Origin of the sequence: Dyella sp. (assembly GCF_051962475.1) — a bacterium.
Taxonomy (GTDB): Bacteria; Pseudomonadota; Gammaproteobacteria; order Xanthomonadales; family Rhodanobacteraceae; genus Dyella_A.
In genome coordinates this window covers 279,513-294,675 of sequence record NZ_JBQCCF010000069.1, presented here as the reverse complement: position 1 = coordinate 294,675, position 15,163 = coordinate 279,513, and the positions used below count along the sequence as shown (strand labels likewise).

The window sequence follows — 15,163 nt, the reverse complement described above, 5'->3', positions numbered from 1 at the left end:
CTCCACGGGCGCCGCAGGGCGCCCGCTCTTTTTTGGGGCGACCGAGCGCGGCTTTCGTTCACAAATAAATAGTACACATATGTAATAATTGCCGGCATTCCACGCACCGGATGCCTGCCATGAGCAGCTTTGCCCCCACCGAACAGCGCCTTGCCGTTACCTGCCAGCGCCACCCGCCGTTCCCGCGCGAACCGGCGGTGCTGGTGCGGCTGGTCAAGCACATCCACAAGCGCCTGCACGACCAGGCGAACGCGGCGCTCAAGCCGTTCGGCCTCAACCATCCCGAATACAACCTGCTGATGATGCTCTACGGCACCGCCGGCGACGGCGGGCTGTGCCCGTCCGACCTGGCCGACGCGGCGGGCGAGAAGTCGGCCAACATCACTCGCCTCACCAACGGCCTGTGCGAGCGCGGCCTGATCGCCCGCAGCGTCAGCGACGCCGATCGCCGCAAGCTCACGCTCACCCTCACGCCGAAGGGCGAGGCGCTGATCCACGCCCTGCTGCCGGACATCTGCGATCTGCTGCAGCTGCAGGTGACCCACCTGAGCGCGGCCGAGCAGACCCAGCTCGAGCGGCTGCTCAAGAAGATGCTGGCGGGGCTGGGCGACGAATGAGCGCCGTGCACGCCAGTGCCGTTGCTGCCGCGCCGTCGCCGGTGCGTGCGCTGCTGCGCGAAGAGGGCGAGGTGTGGCTGTTCGTGCTGCGCACGCTGCTGGCGTTCTTCCTCACCGGCTGGATCGCCATGCGCCTGTCGCTGCCGCAGCCATCCACCGCGATGCTCACCGCGATCATCGTGGCGAACCGGCAGTCCGGCATGGTTCTGGCCAAGAGCTTCTACCGCGCGCTGGGCACCCTCGCCGGCGCGCTGGCGGCATTCGCGATCGTGGCGGCGTTTCCGCAGCAGCGCGAACTGTTCCTGCTGGCGCTGGCCCTGTGGATCGGCCTGTGTGCCGGCGGCGCCACGCTGTACCGCAACTTCACCGCCTACGCCTTCGTGCTCGGTGGCTACACCGCGGCGATCATCGCCATTCCGGTGATCAACGACCCGCCGGCCGTATTCGACTCCGCCACCGCGCGCATCAGCGAGGTGCTGCTGGGCCTGCTGGTCAGCGGCGCGATCAGCGACACCGTGTTCCCCAGCCGCCTGCGCAACGTGCTGCGGAAGACCGCGCGTGGACAGTTCGCGCACTTTCTCGACTTCGTGCGGGCGAGCACCGGCGGGGCGATCCCGCGCGCGGCGATGGAGCGTGCGCACCTGCGCTTCGTGCGCGACGCGGTGGCGCTGGAAGACCTGCGCAGCTCGGTGGTGTTCGAGGACGCCGAAGCGCGCGCCCGCAGCGCCCACCTGCGCCTGTTCAACCAGCGCTTCATGGCGGCGTCGACCAGTTTCCAGTCGGTGCATCACCTGATCAACCGCCTGATGCGCGCCGGTCACGATCGCGCGGCGCAGATCCTCATCGACCTCTACGCGCCGCTGGCCGAGGCGCTCGCCACGCCGCATGAGGCCGGCGCGCCGGCCGCCACGCTGCTGCCGCGTCTGACCCAGGCACGTGCCGCCATGGACCACCGCGCGGCACGCTGTCTGGACACGCTGGACGATCCGCAGGACCGCCGCGACGTCGCCACCGGCGTCAGCCTGCTCGAACGCTTCGCCGACGAACTGCACGCCTACGTCAGCAGCGCGGCCGACCTGCAGGCGCCGCGGCTGGGCGGCGGCGCACCGGAGTCGGTGCGCTTCGCACGTTCCAACGATCTGGCTGGCGCCGCCCTGGCGACGCTCCGCACCACGCTGGTGATGCTGGCGCTGGGCGCGTTCTGGATCGCCAGCGCCTGGCCGTTGGGCGCCAGCGCGATGTTGATCGCCACCATCTTCGCCGGCCTGTTCGCCACCATGCCCGATGCTGGGCGGGCCACCGGCGTGGTGATGGTCGGCTACGCGGTAGGCATGGCCGCGGCCTTCGCCTGCGTGTTCTTCGTGCTCACCGCGATGGACGGCTATGTGCTGATGGTCGCGGGTATCGTGCCGTTCCTGCTGCCGGGCCTGGTGCTGATGGCCGGTGGCCGCTACGCCAGCTACGGGCTGGGCTACACGATGGGTTTTGTTTACATCCTGGCCGTGCGCAACCCGATGGCGTTCGATCCGGTGCATTTTCTCAACGACGCGGTGGCGCAACTGGCGGGCTTGTCGGCCGCGGCCATCGCCTTCGTGTTCATCCCCTCGACCATTGGCACCGGCTGGCTGCGCCGCCGCCAGCTGGCCCGACTGCGCGCCCAGGTGGCGTTGGCGGCGCAGGCGCCGCTGCGCGGACTGCGCCACCGCTTCGAGAGCGTGAACCGCGACCTGTTCGGCCAGATCGTGGCGCAGACCGAGCCGGGCAGCGACGCCTCGCGCAGCCTGCTGGCCTGGGCGTTGTCGGTGCACGAAACCGGCCGCGCGGCGATCGAGCTGCGGCGCGCGCTGGACGAAAACACGCACGCTTCGCTGCGCACCGGCATCGATGCCGCGCTCGCGGCGCTCGCGCGCTTCTACCAACACCCGGACGCCGACGGCTACGCGCGGGTGCGCGCGCAGTTCGCCGATGTCATCGGCGAGGCAGAAGCGCAGCCCTCGGCGCACGCGCTGCTCGACCACCTCTACCTGATCCGGCTGGCGCTGCTCGATCGTGAGTCCGCGCTCGCCCCCTACATGCCGCCGGAGCGCGCTGCGCCGGCGTCGGCGGAGTCTCCCCATGCCTCGTGAAATCGCCCTCGGCGACGCGCTGGTACCCGGCGTGCTGCTGCTGTTCCTCGCCGCGCTGGGCCTGCTGTGGCTGCTCGACTGGCTGGCCGGCCGCTACGGCCTGTACCGCTTCGTGTGGCATCCGCCGCTGTTCCGGCTGGCCGCGTTTGTCTGCGTATTCGGCGCCTGCGCGCTGCTCCTGTTCTGAGTGATCGCCATGAAAATCCAAGCCCTTGTCCGTTTTGCCATCACCGCCATCGTCGTGCTCGTCGCCGCGCTGGCCGCCCACGCGCTGTGGCTGCACTACATGGACGCCCCGTGGACCCGCGATGGCCGCGTGCGCGCCGACGTAGTGCGCGTGGCGCCCGACGTGGCCGGCCTGGTCACCCGCGTGGCCGTGGTCGACAACCAGGCGGTGCGCCGCGGCGACCTGCTGTTCGTGCTCGACCAGGCCCGCTACCGCAACGCGCTGGCGCAGGCGCAGGCCAACCTGGACGCCGCCAAGGCCGCTGCCCACGCCGCCGGCGCCAGCGTCGGCGCGGCCGATGCCGCGGCGGCGCAGAGCCGGTCCAGCTACGCGATGTACGCCGCGCAGTCGGAGCGTCGCGAGAAGCTGGCGGGCAACATCATTTCCGCCGAAGACCTGGCCAACGTGCGCGCCTCCGCCGAGGTCGCCCGCGCCGGCTGGCAGCGCGCCCAGGCTGGACGTCAGCAGGCCAGCGCCGCGGCGCAGCAGGCGCTGGCCGCGGTGGCCGAGGCGCAGGTGGCACTGGATCAGGCGCAGCTCAATCTCGTTCGCACCGAAGTGCGCGCGCCGGTGGACGGCTACGTCACCAACCTCGACGTGCGCGCCGGCGACTACGCCAGCGCCGGCGCGGCGCGGCTGGCGGTGATCGATCGCCACTCGTACTGGATCAACGGCTACTTCGAGGAAACCAAGTTGCCGCGCGTGCACGTGGGCGATCCGGTGGAGATCCGCCTGATGAGTGGCGGTGCCGAGCTGCACGGCACCGTGCAGAGCATCGCCCACGGCATCACCGATGCCGACAACCCCACCGGCAGCGACCTGCTGGCCAACGTCAACCCCACCTTCAACTGGGTGCGGCTGGCCCAGCGCGTGCCGGTGCGCGTGGCGATCGACGCCGATCACCTGCCCGCCGGCACCGTGCTCGCCGCCGGCATGACTGCCACGCTGGTGGTCCGCCCGGCCCCTGCCGTGGCCGGTGCGGCCGTGGCCGCCGCGGGGCGTTGACCGCTCGGGCGCGAGGTCGCCCGTGCGGATGCGGCATCTTCCCCCGATCGGTCGCGCCGGGCATGCTCGACACTTTGTGACGACGTCTGCGGCGGCACCCTTGCCCGACATGAAACGACTGACCCGCCTTCCCGCCCGCGTGGCTAGCCGACTGCTGCCGTTCCGCCGCGCCGCACGGCGACAGCCGCAGCTCGATGCGCTGCCGGCCTTCGCCGTGCCCGCGTCCACGATCGAGACGCTGCCGGACCCGGCGGCCTATCGCGAGCGTTTGCTGGCAGCGATCGCCGCCGCCGAGCGGCGCATCGTGATCGTGGCGCTGTACCTGGAAGACGACGACGGCGGCCGCGAGGTGCTCGACGCGCTGTACGCGGCCAAGGCGCGCCGGCCGGCGCTGGAGATTGCCGTGTTCGTGGACTGGCACCGCGCCCAGCGCGGCCTGATCGGCAAGGCACGCAGCGAGGGCAACGCCGGCATGTACCGCGCCTGGGCGCGCGAGCGCGGCGACGGCGTGGCGATCTACGGCGTGCCGGTACAGAACCGCGAATTGTTCGGCGTGCTGCACCTCAAGGGCATGGTGATCGACGACACCGTGCTCTATTCCGGCGCCAGCCTCAACGACGTCTACCTGGCCCGCCACGGGCGCTACCGGCTGGACCGCTATCACCTGCTGCGCCACGCCCCGCTGGCCGATGCGATGGCCGGCTTCGTGCAGCGCCATCTCATGGATCAACCGGCGGTGCCACGCCTGAACGTACCCGAGGTGCCGACCACCGCCAGCCTGCTGCCGGCGATCCGCGCGCTACGCCAGCAACTGGCCGAGGCGCGCTACGAGGTGACGCCGGAGCCGCCCGGCGAAGACACCGTGGCGGTGACGCCGCTGGCCGGTTTCGGCCGCACCGGCAACGCCCTCAACGAGACATTGCTGGCGCTGCTCGCCAGCGCGTGCGAGCGGGTGGTGCTGCTCACGCCGTACTTCAACCTGCCGCGGCCGGTGCGCGCCGCCATCGGCCAGCTGCTGCGGCGCGGCTGCACGGTGGAGATCATGGTCGGCGACAAGGTCGCCAACGACTTCTACATCCCGCCGGGCCAGCCGTTCCGCACCATCGGCGTGCTGCCCTATCTCTACGAGAGCAACCTGCGCCGCTTCGCGCGCGTGCATCGCAAGCATCTGGCGAGCGGCCAGCTGGCGCTGCACCTGTGGAAGCACGCCGACAACAGCTACCACCTCAAGGGGCTGTTCATCGACCACGACGTGGCCGTGCTCACTGGCAACAATCTCAACCCACGCGCCTGGGCGCTGGATCTGGAAAACGCCCTGGTGCTGCGTGATCCGCACGGCCACCTGCGCGCCCAGCACGCCGCCGAGTGGGCGGCGCTCAAGCGCCACGCCAAGCGCCTGCGCGATCACCACGCACTGGACACCGTGCGCGACTACCCCGCGCCCGTGCGCAAGCTGCTGCGCCGTCTCAAGGGCGTCCGCCTCGACCGCCTGGCCAACCGCCTGCTGTAGGCGATTGGCCAGGTGCTGCTCCTGGCGCTGATGCGGCATCAAAGCGGAAAGGCATCGCCCGCGAGCGGGCTCCTACGACAGCGGAAGCGGGTTCAGACGGCGCTGAGGCGTTGCAGGCGCATCGAGAGCCAGCGCTGCACGTCCGGCCATTCGCCGGTGAGGATCGAGTAGCACACGGTATCGCGCAGCGTGCCGTCCGGGCGGCGCTTGTGGGCGCGCAGCACGCCGTCGCGGTGTGCGCCCAGGCGTTCGATCGCGCGCTGCGAGTCGAGGTTGCGGTGGTCGGTGTGGAATTCCACCGCCACGCAGTCCAGTGCGGTGAAGGCGTGCCCGAGCAGCAGGCGCTTGCAGGCGGTGTTGAGGTGGCTCTTCTGCCAGCGCTTGGCGTACCAGGTGTAGCCGATGGCGATGCGCGGCAGCGCCGGGTCGAAATCGTAGTAGCGGGTGGTGCCGACGATCTCGCCGTAGCGTTTCTCGCGCACCGCGAAGGCCAGCATGCGCCCGGTCGCCTGGCCGGCGAGAGCGGCGGCGACGTAGTCGACCGCGGTGCCCGGCGGCGGCGCGCTGGTGAACCACAGCTTCCACAGCTCGCCATCGGCGGCGGCCGCTTCCAGTGCCGGCGCGTGATCGGCGTGCAGCGGTTCGAGCAGCACGTGGTCGTCTTCCAGGTGCACCGGGGCGAGCGTCATGCGGAGCCCTCAGGCATCGAGATCGGGAATCTGCTTGCTTTCCAGCCGCGCGATCGCGTCCTTCAGCAGCAGCTTGCGCTTCTTCATGCGGGTGATCTGCAGCTCGTCGCGTGAGCCGGCGGCGATCATCTCGGCCACCTGCGTGTCCAGCGCGCGGTGTTCGCGCCGCAATTCGGCCAGCGTCTGGGCGATCGAGGGCAGGTCCGGGGCCGTCATGGCGGGCGCGTGTGGAAGAAAGGCCGCAGTGTACGCTCCCGGACCGGCCCGGGTCAGCCCGCTACAATGGCGGTCTCCCGCTCGCTACCGCCGCCCATGTCCGCCTCGCCCAACCCCTCCCGCAAGCACAGCTACGAAGCCGGCAAGCTGGCCAAGCGCCTGCGCCACCAGGTGGGCCAGGCGATCGCCGACTTCAACATGATCGAGGACGGCGACAAGGTGATGGTCTGCCTGTCCGGCGGCAAGGATTCCTACACCCTGCTGGACATGCTGCTGTCGCTGCAGGCCAAGGCGCCGGTGCGCTTCGAGCTGGTGGCGGTGAACCTCGACCAGAAGCAGCCGGGCTTTCCCGCCCACGTGCTGCCGGACTACCTCACCGCGCGTGGCGTGCCGTTCCACATCATCGAGCAGGACACCTACAGCACGGTGACCCGGGTGATCCCTGCCGGCAAGACCATGTGCAGCCTGTGCTCGCGCCTGCGCCGCGGCGCGCTGTACCAGTGGGCGGCCGAAAACGGCATCAGCAAGATCGCGCTGGGCCACCATCGCGACGACATCCTCGGCACGTTCTTCCTCAACCTGTTCTACCAGGCCCAGCTCAAGGCGATGCCACCGAAGCTGCGCTCGGACGATGGCCGCCACGTGGTGATCCGTCCGCTGGCCTATTGCAAGGAAAGCGACATCGCCGCGTACGCCGCCGAGCGCGCCTTTCCGATCATCCCGTGCAATCTGTGCGGCTCGCAGGAGAACCTGCAGCGCAAGGCCGTGGGCCAGATGCTGGCCGAGTGGGAGAGGCTCCAGCCCGGACGCAGCGAAAACATCTTCCGCGCGCTGGGTAGCGTGTCGCCCTCGCAGCTGGCCGACCGCAAGCTGTTCGATTTCGCCTCGCTGGGAGCGGCCGAGGGCGTGGCGCGCGCCGATGCGCATGCGTGGCTGGCCGATTATGCTGGCGAGCCGGCCGCCGATGAAATCGTTTAGCCGTCCATACTTCCAATTACTTTCTTTCGAGTACCGTCATGTCCATCTTTGCATCCGTTGAAATGGCCCCGGGCGATCCGATCCTCGGCCTCACCGAGGCGTTCGTCGCCGACCCGCGATCGAACAAGGTGAACCTGGGTGTGGGCATCTACACCGACGAACAGGGCCGCGTGCCGGTTCTCAAGGCCGTGCAGCAGGTGGAACAGGCGCTGGCGCGCGACACGCAGCCGCGCGGCTACCTGCCGATCGACGGCCTGCCGGCGTACAACAAGCTCAGCCAGGAGCTGCTGTTCGGCGAAGGCTCGCCGCTGCTCGAAGCCGGCCGCGTGGCCACCGCACAGACCATCGGTGGCAGCGGCGCGCTGCGGGTGGCGGCGGACCTGCTCAAGCAGGTGGCCGGCGACCAGGCGCGCATCGCCATCAGCAACCCGAGCTGGGGCAACCATCACGTGGTGTTCCGCACCGCCGGCTTCCAGCTGCAGGATTACCGCTACTACGACGACGCCACCCGCGGTCTGGACTTCGCCGGCATGTTGGAGGATCTGGGCAAGCTTCAGCCCGGCACCGTGGTGCTGCTGCACGCGTGCTGCCACAACCCCACCGGCGTGGACCTCAACCCCGACCAGTGGGCGCAAGTGGTGGAGCTGGTGAAGGAGCGCGGCCTGCTGCCCTTCGTCGACATGGCCTACCAGGGTTTCGATCAGGGCATCGACGCCGACGCCACCGCGGTGCGCATGTTCGCCGAGTCGGGCATCGAGGCGTTCGTGGTGGCCAGCTCGTATTCCAAATCGTTCTCGCTGTACGGCGAGCGCGTGGGCGTGCTGTCGATGATCGGCGCCGACCGCGACGAGGCGGCGCGCCTGCGCTCGAAGATCAAGCAGACCATCCGCGCCAACTATTCCAGCCCGGCGGCGCATGGTGGCCAGCTGGTCGCCGGTGTACTGGCCAGCACCGAGCTGCGTGCGCTGTGGGAGAGTGAACTGGGCGCGATGCGCGAGCGCATCCACGCGATGCGCGCCGGGCTGGTGCAGAAGCTGGCCGCGCATGGCCACGAGTTCGGCTTCATCCAGCGCCAGGCGGGCATGTTCTCGTACTCCGGCTTGAGCAAGGCGCAGGTCGACCGGCTGCGCGAGGAGTTCGCCATCTACGCGCTCGGCACCGGGCGCATCTGCGTGGCGGCGTTGAATACCCAGAATCTCGGCTACGTTGCCGATGCCATCGCCAAGGTGGTGGGCTGAGGCGGCTGTCGCAGCCGCTGATCCACAAACGCATCAACCTCCACGGTCATCCTCCCTGCACCTGTCCCTTCGGCGGGGTTCGCCGGGAGGACGGTGAGGAGGTCCGGGCGAACGGCGTGCGTGTCCACAGCACCGGCCTGCACGCTTCGCCCCTGTTATCCCGCGCAGCCGCCCGCTCACGCGGCCTGCCGCGCCCCAACCCGGACACCGCATGTTTTTTCGCAATCTCACCCTGTTCCGCTTTTCCCCTGCCGTCGCTACTGACCTGGACCGGCTCGACGATGCCCTCGCCGAGCACCGCCTGCGCCCCTGCGGCCCCATGGAAATGTTCACCAAGGGCTTCGTGCCGCCGGTGGGTCGCGGCGAGGAGGCGGCGCTCACCCACGTCGTCAACGCCTGCACCATGGTTACCGTGGGCGGTGAGGACAAGCTGCTGCCGGCCGCCGTGATCAACGACGAGCTGCAGCGCAAGGTGCAGAAGATCGCCGAGGAAGAGGGGCGCAAGGTCGGCGGCCGCGAGCGCAAGCGGATCAAGGAAGACCTGCTCACCGAGCTGCTGCCGCGCGCCTTCGTGCGCACCTCGCGGCTGTCCGCCTACGTCGACAAGAAGCACGGCTGGCTGGTGCTCGATACCTCCAGCCGCAAGTCGGCCGAGAACGCGCTCACCCAGATCCGCGAGGCGCTAGGCAGCTTCCCCGCCGTGCCGCTGGCGCCGGAGGAGGGCCCGCGCGTGCTGATGACCGACTGGCTCGCCAACGGCACGCTGCCCGCCGGCCTGGCGCTGGGCGACGAGGTGGAGCTGCGCGATCCGGCCAGCGCCACCGGCGCCATCGCCAAGTGCCGCCGGCAGGACCTCGACAGCGAGGAGATCAAGGAGCACCTGCGCAACGGCAAGCAGGTGTTCCAGCTCGGCCTGGTGTTCGACGACCGCATGAGTTTCGTGCTGGGCGAAGACCTGATCGTGCGCAAGCTGAAGTTCCTCGACGTGGTGCTCGACGAGATGGGCGACAGCCACCAGGACGCCGCTGCCGAGGCCGATGCCAGCTTCGCCCTGCTCACGCTGGAGCTGGAGCGCCTGCTGGCCAAGCTGGAGGAGTGGTTTGGCCTGCCGCGGCCGGCCGACGCCTGACATACGCCGGCGCATGGTGCGCGCCACGAGACCCGTGGCCGCACCCCGTTGAAACATCACGTGCGCGTCGCCAAACCCTGCCAGAATCCAGATCGACACCCCCCGGGCGCGCAGTGCCGCCGCCCGTGTCCCGGTTCGACCCACAGGCAGACGGCAGCATGGCGCAGCAACTCGAAGGCGACTGGCTGGAACTGGCGACCGCCGGCGGCAGCACGATCCGCGTGCTGAAGGCGGCGCACCCGCGCGCCCGCCGTCTGCGCCTCACCGTGACGCCCAAGGGCGCGCGAGTTACCTATCCGCACGGCACCCATCCGGCCCAGGTCAGCGCCTTCCTGCGCAGCCATGCGGACTGGCTGGAGCAGAAGCTCGACGAGCTCAACCTGCTGGTGAAGCCGCTGCCGCCGCTGCGCGTGGGCTACGCCACCGAGATCCCGGTGCGTGGCGAACGCGTGCAGCTGGACTGGGCCGAAGGCCCGTACCCGCGCATCGAGACGGCCGAGGCCGGCATCACCTTGATCATCCCGCGCCCGCACACGCGGGCGCTGCCGGTGGCGCGCGGCCTGCTCGCCTCGCATTTCGAGTCGCTGATCCGCCGTGACGTGTCGCGCTGGCTGGCCAGCTACGTGCCGCAGCTCGGCCTGGCGCCCACGGCGCTGAAGATCCGCCCGCTGAAAAGCCTATGGGGCAGCCTGGACACCCGCGACCGCATCAATCTCGATCTCGCCCTCGCGCTGGCCCCGCCGGCGGCACTGCGCTACGTGCTCGCGCACGAGCTGTGCCACCTCAAGGTGCGCAATCACTCGCCGCGTTTCTGGGCCCAGGTCGAAACGCTGTTCCCCAGCTGGCGCGAGCAGCGCGACTGGCTGCGCCAGAACGGCTCGCTGCTGAAGGCCGAGCTGGATCGCCTGGTGGCTGACGTCGCCGACTGATGTCGCGGCAAGCATCGCGCACGCACGCCATGCGAGCGCAACACGCCGATCATCGCGCCGCCGTTGCGCAAGTGACACCGCGGCGCTGAGGCTCTCGCCGGCGCTGAGCGATCCGCACCGGTCTCTCAGCGTCTCCCTGCCGCGCTCCGCTTCGGGCGCCGCACGGCGCGCAGCTTGCCGCTGCTGCCGCCGCCGCAGAAGAACGTGTCGGCCCCGTCCGAATCCAGCCCCGACACCACGATGCCCGGCGGCATCTCCAGGCTTTCCAGCACTTCGCCGGTGTCGGCATCGATGTGCCGCAATTCGCTCTGCTCGTCTTCCCAGGTGGCGTGCCACAGCTCGCCGTCGACCCAGGTGACGCCGGTGACGAAGCGATTCGACTCGATGGTGCGCAGCACCGCGCCGGTCTGCGGATCCACCTGGTGGATCTTGCGCCCGCGGTATTGCCCGACCCACAGCGTGCCTTCGGCCCAGGCCAGGCCGGAGTCGCCGCCGCCGCCGGGGGCAGGGATCGAGCCGAGCACCTCGCCGCTGTGCGGATCGATGCGCTGGATGCGGTCCTCGGCGATCTGGAACAAGTGACGGCCATCGAACGCCGTGCCGGCGTGCGCGGGCACGGTGAGCGCGCCGAGTGTTTCGCCGCTGGCCGGGTCGACGGCGCGCAGGCGGTCGCCGGTGGCCATCCAGACCTGCTGGCCGTCGTAGGTCACGCCGCCGACGTTGTCGGCCTCGGGGTAGGGGCCGTGCTCGCGCACGATCTCGGCGGCGGCTCGCTTCATGGTTCCGTCCCGTGCAGAGGATGAGCGCATGCTAGTCGCCGGACAGCGGCGCGGGGAGTAACAAGGCGGTCGCGAATCCCGGCAGCGGCGGCGTCATCCAGCGCCGCGCGCGGCCGCGTCCGATCGGCTGGATCGCGCGGGCCGCCGCCAGCGCATCGAGCGCGCGCTGCACGGTGCGCTGGCTGTCGCCCAGGGCCAGCGCCAGCGCCGAGCTCGACCACGCTTCGCCGTCGGCGAGCAGGGCCAGCACCGCGGCGTGCTTCTCGTCCACCGGTCGTGCCAACACGGCCACCGCGCGCGCGTCGTGCGGCATCAGTGCGTAACCGCGCCCGGTGGCGTGCACCTCGGCCAGCCCGCGCAGCGCCGTGCGCAGCCGGCCCATCTCCACCCGCAGCCGCGCGCGGTGCGATTCATCGATCGCGCGGGCCCGGAACGCGCGGGCGATCAGTACGTTTCGCGGCACGTCCTGCGGCCACGCCTCGCCCAGCAGGCGGGCCAGCGTGAACAGCACCGGTCGGCGGGCCAGCGCCACCACGGTGTCGCCCGCGCGCACGGCGTGCCGGCAGCCATCGATCACCAGCTGGTCCGCGGCCAACAACGCCTCGACCTCATCGAGCCGCAGCATCCGCTCCTCGCCGGCAGCGAGCAGTCGCGCCGCCGGCGCGCGCCAGGCGAATACGGCCTGCTCGACCTCGGCGGCCAGCGAGGGAATCCCGGCGCGATGCGCCGCGCGTGCGGCAGCATCGAGCGCCGCACGCGCGGCTCCCGCATGCAGCCGCCGCGTGGCGATACCCGCGCGCGCCAGTGCATCGATCGTCTGCAGGGCCGGCGACAGCGAGGCGGGATCGCACGCGTCGAGCATCGGTTCGGCCTCGTCGAGGCGGCCGAGCAGCAGCAGCCGGCGGATCGCCAGATAGCGCGCGTGCGCGGCGTTCGCGCGGTCGCCGTGCGCCTCCAGCGTGGCGCGCGCCGCATCCAGCGTCTTTGCCGGCCAGCCCAGCTCGCGTGAGGCCAGCGCCACCTCCGCCTCGGCCACCACGCAGCGCGCGCGTGCCACGGCAGCGTGCGGGCCGAAGGCGCGCGCGGCCCGCCGCAGCAGCAGCCTAGAGCGGGCGAAATCACCCAGCTGCGCCATCGCGATGCCGCGCAGCGCCAGGGCGGGCGCGTCGTCGCGCAGCGCCACGCGCTTGAGCGCGCCGAGCGGATCGCCGCCCGCCAGCGCGCGGGCCGCCGCGGTGATCAGCGAATCCATCGCCGCCGCCTCGTTCGCAATCGCGCCACCGTTGTCACTCCCTTCGTTCGCTCGGCCGAACCTAGCCTATCCGCTCGGTCGGCACATCCGGCCACGGCGCCGCGAGCCGCGGCTCGATCCACTGCATGAGGAACGCATCATGGACCACATCGTCGTCTGGGGATTTCGCTGGGCGCCACCGTTCGCGCAAGGCCTGGTGCGCGACCTGCGCGTGCGCTGGGCACTGGAGGAGGCCGGCCTTGCGCATGAGGTGCGGCTGATCGATTTCGACGAGCGTCACGCCAGCGCCTACCGCCGGCATCAGCCGTTCGGCATGGTGCCGGCGTTCGAGGTGGACGGTCGCGGGCTGTTCGAATCGGCCGCCATCGTGCATCGCATCGCCGGTGAGTCGACGCCGCTGATGCCGGCGGAGGCGGCGGCACAAGCCGAGGTGCTCAGCTGGATGTTCGCCGCGGTGAACACGGTCGAGCCGCCGGTGCAGCAGTTGTTGGAGATGGACCTGTTGCACGCGGGCGAAGCGTGGGTGGCGCTGCGTCGTCCCGCCGTGGTCGACACGGTGAAGGTGCGGCTGGCCGCGCTGGACCGCCACCTTGGCGCGCGCGACTACCTGCTCGATCGCTTCACCGCCGCCGACATCCTGATGGCGACGGTGCTGCGCTTCCTGCGCCATACCGATCTGGTGGAAGGCTTTCCGACGCTGGCCGCCTACGTCGAGCGCTGCGAGGCGCGCCCCGCCTTCCACAAGGCACTGACCGCGCAACTGGCGGATTACGCCCGGCATACGCCGGTCGCCGCCTGAACCTTCTGCCCCGCCCTGAAAGGAGACCACCATGACGACGCATGCCGTAGGCACCCGCGAGCAATGGCTCGAGCAACGACTGGAACTGCTCGCCGCCGAAAAGGAACACACCCGGCGCAGCGATGAGCTGGCGCAGCAGCGTCAGGCGCTGCCCTGGGTGCGCATCGACAAGCCGTACCGTTTCGACACCGACGATGGCGAGGCCACGTTGGCCCAGCTGTTCCGTGGCCGTTCGCAGCTGCTGATCTACCACTTCATGTTCGGGCCGGACTACCGCGCCGGCTGCCCCTCATGTTCGGCGATCGCCGACGGTTTCGACGGCTTCGCGGTACACCTGGCGAATCACGACGTCACGCTGATGGCGGTGTCGCGTGCGCCGCTGGCGACACTGCAGGCGTACAAGCAGCGGCTGGGCTGGCGCTTCCCGTGGGCGTCCTCGCAGGACAGCGACTTCAATTTCGATTTCAGCACCTCGATCACCGAGGCGCAGCAGCGTGCTGGTGGAGTCGAGTACAACTACCGGCGCGGCGGCCATCCGATCGCGGCGGCGCAACTTCCCGAGCCGGTGGTGCAGTTCGCCGCCTCCTGCGGCACCGACGCGCCAACCTACGTGCGCGACCGACCGGGCATGAGCGCCTTCGTGCTGGAAGACGGCGTGGTCTATCACAGCTACTCCACCTACGCGCGCGGGCTGGACGGGCTGTGGGGCATGTATCAGTGGTTGGATCGGGCGCCGAAGGGGCGCAACGAGTCCGGTATCTGGTGGAAGCGGCGCGATGAGTACGGCGCGCCCTGAGCGGGCGGTACCGCTGCACGGGGCAGGCGATCCGGCGGACGCTGCGCCCCGGCGCGCGTTCGCGCTCGGTTGCATCGTGCTGTTCGTCGGCTGTGCGGCGGCCACCGTCAGCGCCGGCGCCTCGATGTCGGCAATGGCGGCGCTGCCGATGCGCGGGGGCTGGAGCCTGTCGATGCACTGGCTGGCGATGTGCGGGCTGGGCGCCCCGACGCAACTGGCGGCCTGGCTCGGCATGTGGTCGACGATGATGGCGGCGATGATGCTGCCCGCGGTCGCGCCGAACCTGTGGCGCTATCGCTGCGCGGCAGCGCACGCGGGCGCCAGTCGCCCGATGGCCTTGGCCACCTGCGTGGGCGGCGGCTACCTGCTGGTGTGGATCGGCTTGGGTGCCGTGATCTCGGTAATGGGCACGGCACTGGCCGCCGGCTTGCTGGAGCGGCCCACACTCGCCCGCGCGACGCCGCTTGCGATGGGCGCCGTGCTGATGCTTGCCGGCGCACTCCAGTGCACGGCATGGAAGGCGCGCCAGTTGGCGCATTGTCGGCACTGGCCCGCCGGTGTCGACGTCCCGCTCCCGCACCTCTTCCGCGCCTGGCGAGCTGGCCTGCGCCTCGGATGCCACTGCATGGCCAGCTGCGCCGGACTGACGGCGATCCTGCTGGTCGGCGGAGTGATGGACCTGCGCGTGATGGCCGTGGTCACCGCCGTGATCGCCGCGGAGCGGCTGTCGCTTCATGGCGACCGTGTGGCCCGGGCGATCGGTGTGCTCGCACTGGTCGCCGGTCTGTGGCGGATGGCCGTGGCCATTACCGCTGCTGGGTGAGCAACCGCTTCACGTGCCGGCGCACGCCTGGCGCATGACAGCTGCAACTTG

The 15,163-nt window shown here is 70.5% G+C and carries 16 protein-coding genes; 12 read left to right on the top strand and 4 right to left on the bottom strand.

All coding sequences use genetic code 11. The annotated features are described in order from the left end of the window. Positions 1-119: 119 nt before the first annotated feature. The 5 genes from ACTHJF_RS16545 (at position 120) to pssA (ending at position 5,484) form a co-directional block, all read left to right on the top strand. Complete coding sequence (locus ACTHJF_RS16545; RefSeq protein WP_431634801.1) at positions 120-617, top strand: MarR family transcriptional regulator; 498 nt, start codon at positions 120-122, stop codon at positions 615-617. Further along, positions 614-2,743, top strand: a complete 2,130-nt coding sequence (locus tag ACTHJF_RS16540; protein ID WP_440268075.1) for an FUSC family protein — start codon at positions 614-616, stop codon at positions 2,741-2,743. Before ACTHJF_RS16545 ends, ACTHJF_RS16540 begins: the two co-directional genes overlap by 4 nt. Further along, positions 2,733-2,930 carry a DUF1656 domain-containing protein gene (locus ACTHJF_RS16535; protein ID WP_440263795.1) on the top strand — a complete coding sequence of 66 codons (198 nt, stop codon included), beginning with the start codon at positions 2,733-2,735 and terminating at the stop codon, positions 2,928-2,930. The genes ACTHJF_RS16540 and ACTHJF_RS16535 overlap by 11 nt, the downstream gene beginning before the upstream one ends. 9 nt (positions 2,931-2,939) lie before the next feature. Then, a complete protein-coding gene (locus ACTHJF_RS16530) occupies positions 2,940-3,974 on the top strand; it encodes an efflux RND transporter periplasmic adaptor subunit (protein WP_440268074.1) in 1,035 nt (344 codons plus the stop codon). Positions 3,975-4,083: 109 nt separating this feature from the next. Then, positions 4,084-5,484 (top strand): CDP-diacylglycerol--serine O-phosphatidyltransferase, encoded by a 1,401-nt coding sequence (gene pssA / locus ACTHJF_RS16525; RefSeq protein WP_440268073.1) that lies wholly within the window; start codon positions 4,084-4,086, stop codon positions 5,482-5,484. Positions 5,485-5,576: 92 nt separating this feature from the next. Here pssA and ACTHJF_RS16520 read toward each other — a convergent pair whose 3' ends face one another. Then, complete coding sequence (locus ACTHJF_RS16520) at positions 5,577-6,173, bottom strand: GNAT family N-acetyltransferase (RefSeq protein WP_440268072.1); 597 nt, start codon at positions 6,171-6,173, stop codon at positions 5,577-5,579. Positions 6,174-6,182: 9 nt separating this feature from the next. Then, a complete protein-coding gene (locus ACTHJF_RS16515; RefSeq protein WP_431634794.1) occupies positions 6,183-6,389 on the bottom strand; it encodes a YdcH family protein in 207 nt (68 codons plus the stop codon). Positions 6,390-6,485: 96 nt separating this feature from the next. Between ACTHJF_RS16515 and ttcA the strand changes: the two genes are divergently transcribed. From ttcA to ACTHJF_RS16495, 4 genes are all read left to right on the top strand, one after another. Beyond that, complete coding sequence (gene ttcA / locus ACTHJF_RS16510) at positions 6,486-7,367, top strand: tRNA 2-thiocytidine(32) synthetase TtcA (protein ID WP_440268071.1); 882 nt, start codon at positions 6,486-6,488, stop codon at positions 7,365-7,367. Between the two features lie 38 nt (positions 7,368-7,405). Further along, positions 7,406-8,605: an amino acid aminotransferase gene (locus ACTHJF_RS16505; RefSeq protein WP_440256600.1), complete on the top strand. Its 1,200-nt coding sequence runs from the start codon at positions 7,406-7,408 to the stop codon at positions 8,603-8,605. A gap of 211 nt (positions 8,606-8,816) precedes the next feature. After that, positions 8,817-9,734: a recombination-associated protein RdgC gene (locus ACTHJF_RS16500; protein ID WP_440259574.1), complete on the top strand. Its 918-nt coding sequence runs from the start codon at positions 8,817-8,819 to the stop codon at positions 9,732-9,734. Between the two features lie 158 nt (positions 9,735-9,892). Beyond that, complete coding sequence (locus ACTHJF_RS16495; protein ID WP_431634789.1) at positions 9,893-10,663, top strand: M48 family metallopeptidase; 771 nt, start codon at positions 9,893-9,895, stop codon at positions 10,661-10,663. 125 nt (positions 10,664-10,788) lie between these two features. On the opposite strand, the gene ACTHJF_RS16490 is transcribed toward ACTHJF_RS16495, so the two are convergent. Together ACTHJF_RS16490 and ACTHJF_RS16485 are read right to left on the bottom strand one after the other, a co-directional pair. Next, a complete protein-coding gene (locus ACTHJF_RS16490) occupies positions 10,789-11,442 on the bottom strand; it encodes a Vgb family protein (RefSeq protein WP_440268070.1) in 654 nt (217 codons plus the stop codon). 31 nt (positions 11,443-11,473) lie between these two features. Then, a complete protein-coding gene (locus tag ACTHJF_RS16485; protein ID WP_440268069.1) occupies positions 11,474-12,694 on the bottom strand; it encodes a helix-turn-helix domain-containing protein in 1,221 nt (406 codons plus the stop codon). 139 nt (positions 12,695-12,833) lie between these two features. Between ACTHJF_RS16485 and ACTHJF_RS16480 the strand changes: the two genes are divergently transcribed. From ACTHJF_RS16480 to ACTHJF_RS16470, 3 genes are all read left to right on the top strand, one after another. Next, positions 12,834-13,493: a glutathione S-transferase family protein gene (locus ACTHJF_RS16480; RefSeq protein ID WP_440268068.1), complete on the top strand. Its 660-nt coding sequence runs from the start codon at positions 12,834-12,836 to the stop codon at positions 13,491-13,493. 31 nt (positions 13,494-13,524) lie between these two features. Continuing rightward, a complete protein-coding gene (locus tag ACTHJF_RS16475; RefSeq protein ID WP_440268067.1) occupies positions 13,525-14,289 on the top strand; it encodes a DUF899 domain-containing protein in 765 nt (254 codons plus the stop codon). A gap of 76 nt (positions 14,290-14,365) precedes the next feature. Then, entirely contained in the window at positions 14,366-15,112 is a 747-nt protein-coding gene (locus ACTHJF_RS16470) for a DUF2182 domain-containing protein (RefSeq protein WP_440268066.1), read from the top strand. The last annotated feature ends 51 nt before the right edge of the window (positions 15,113-15,163 follow it).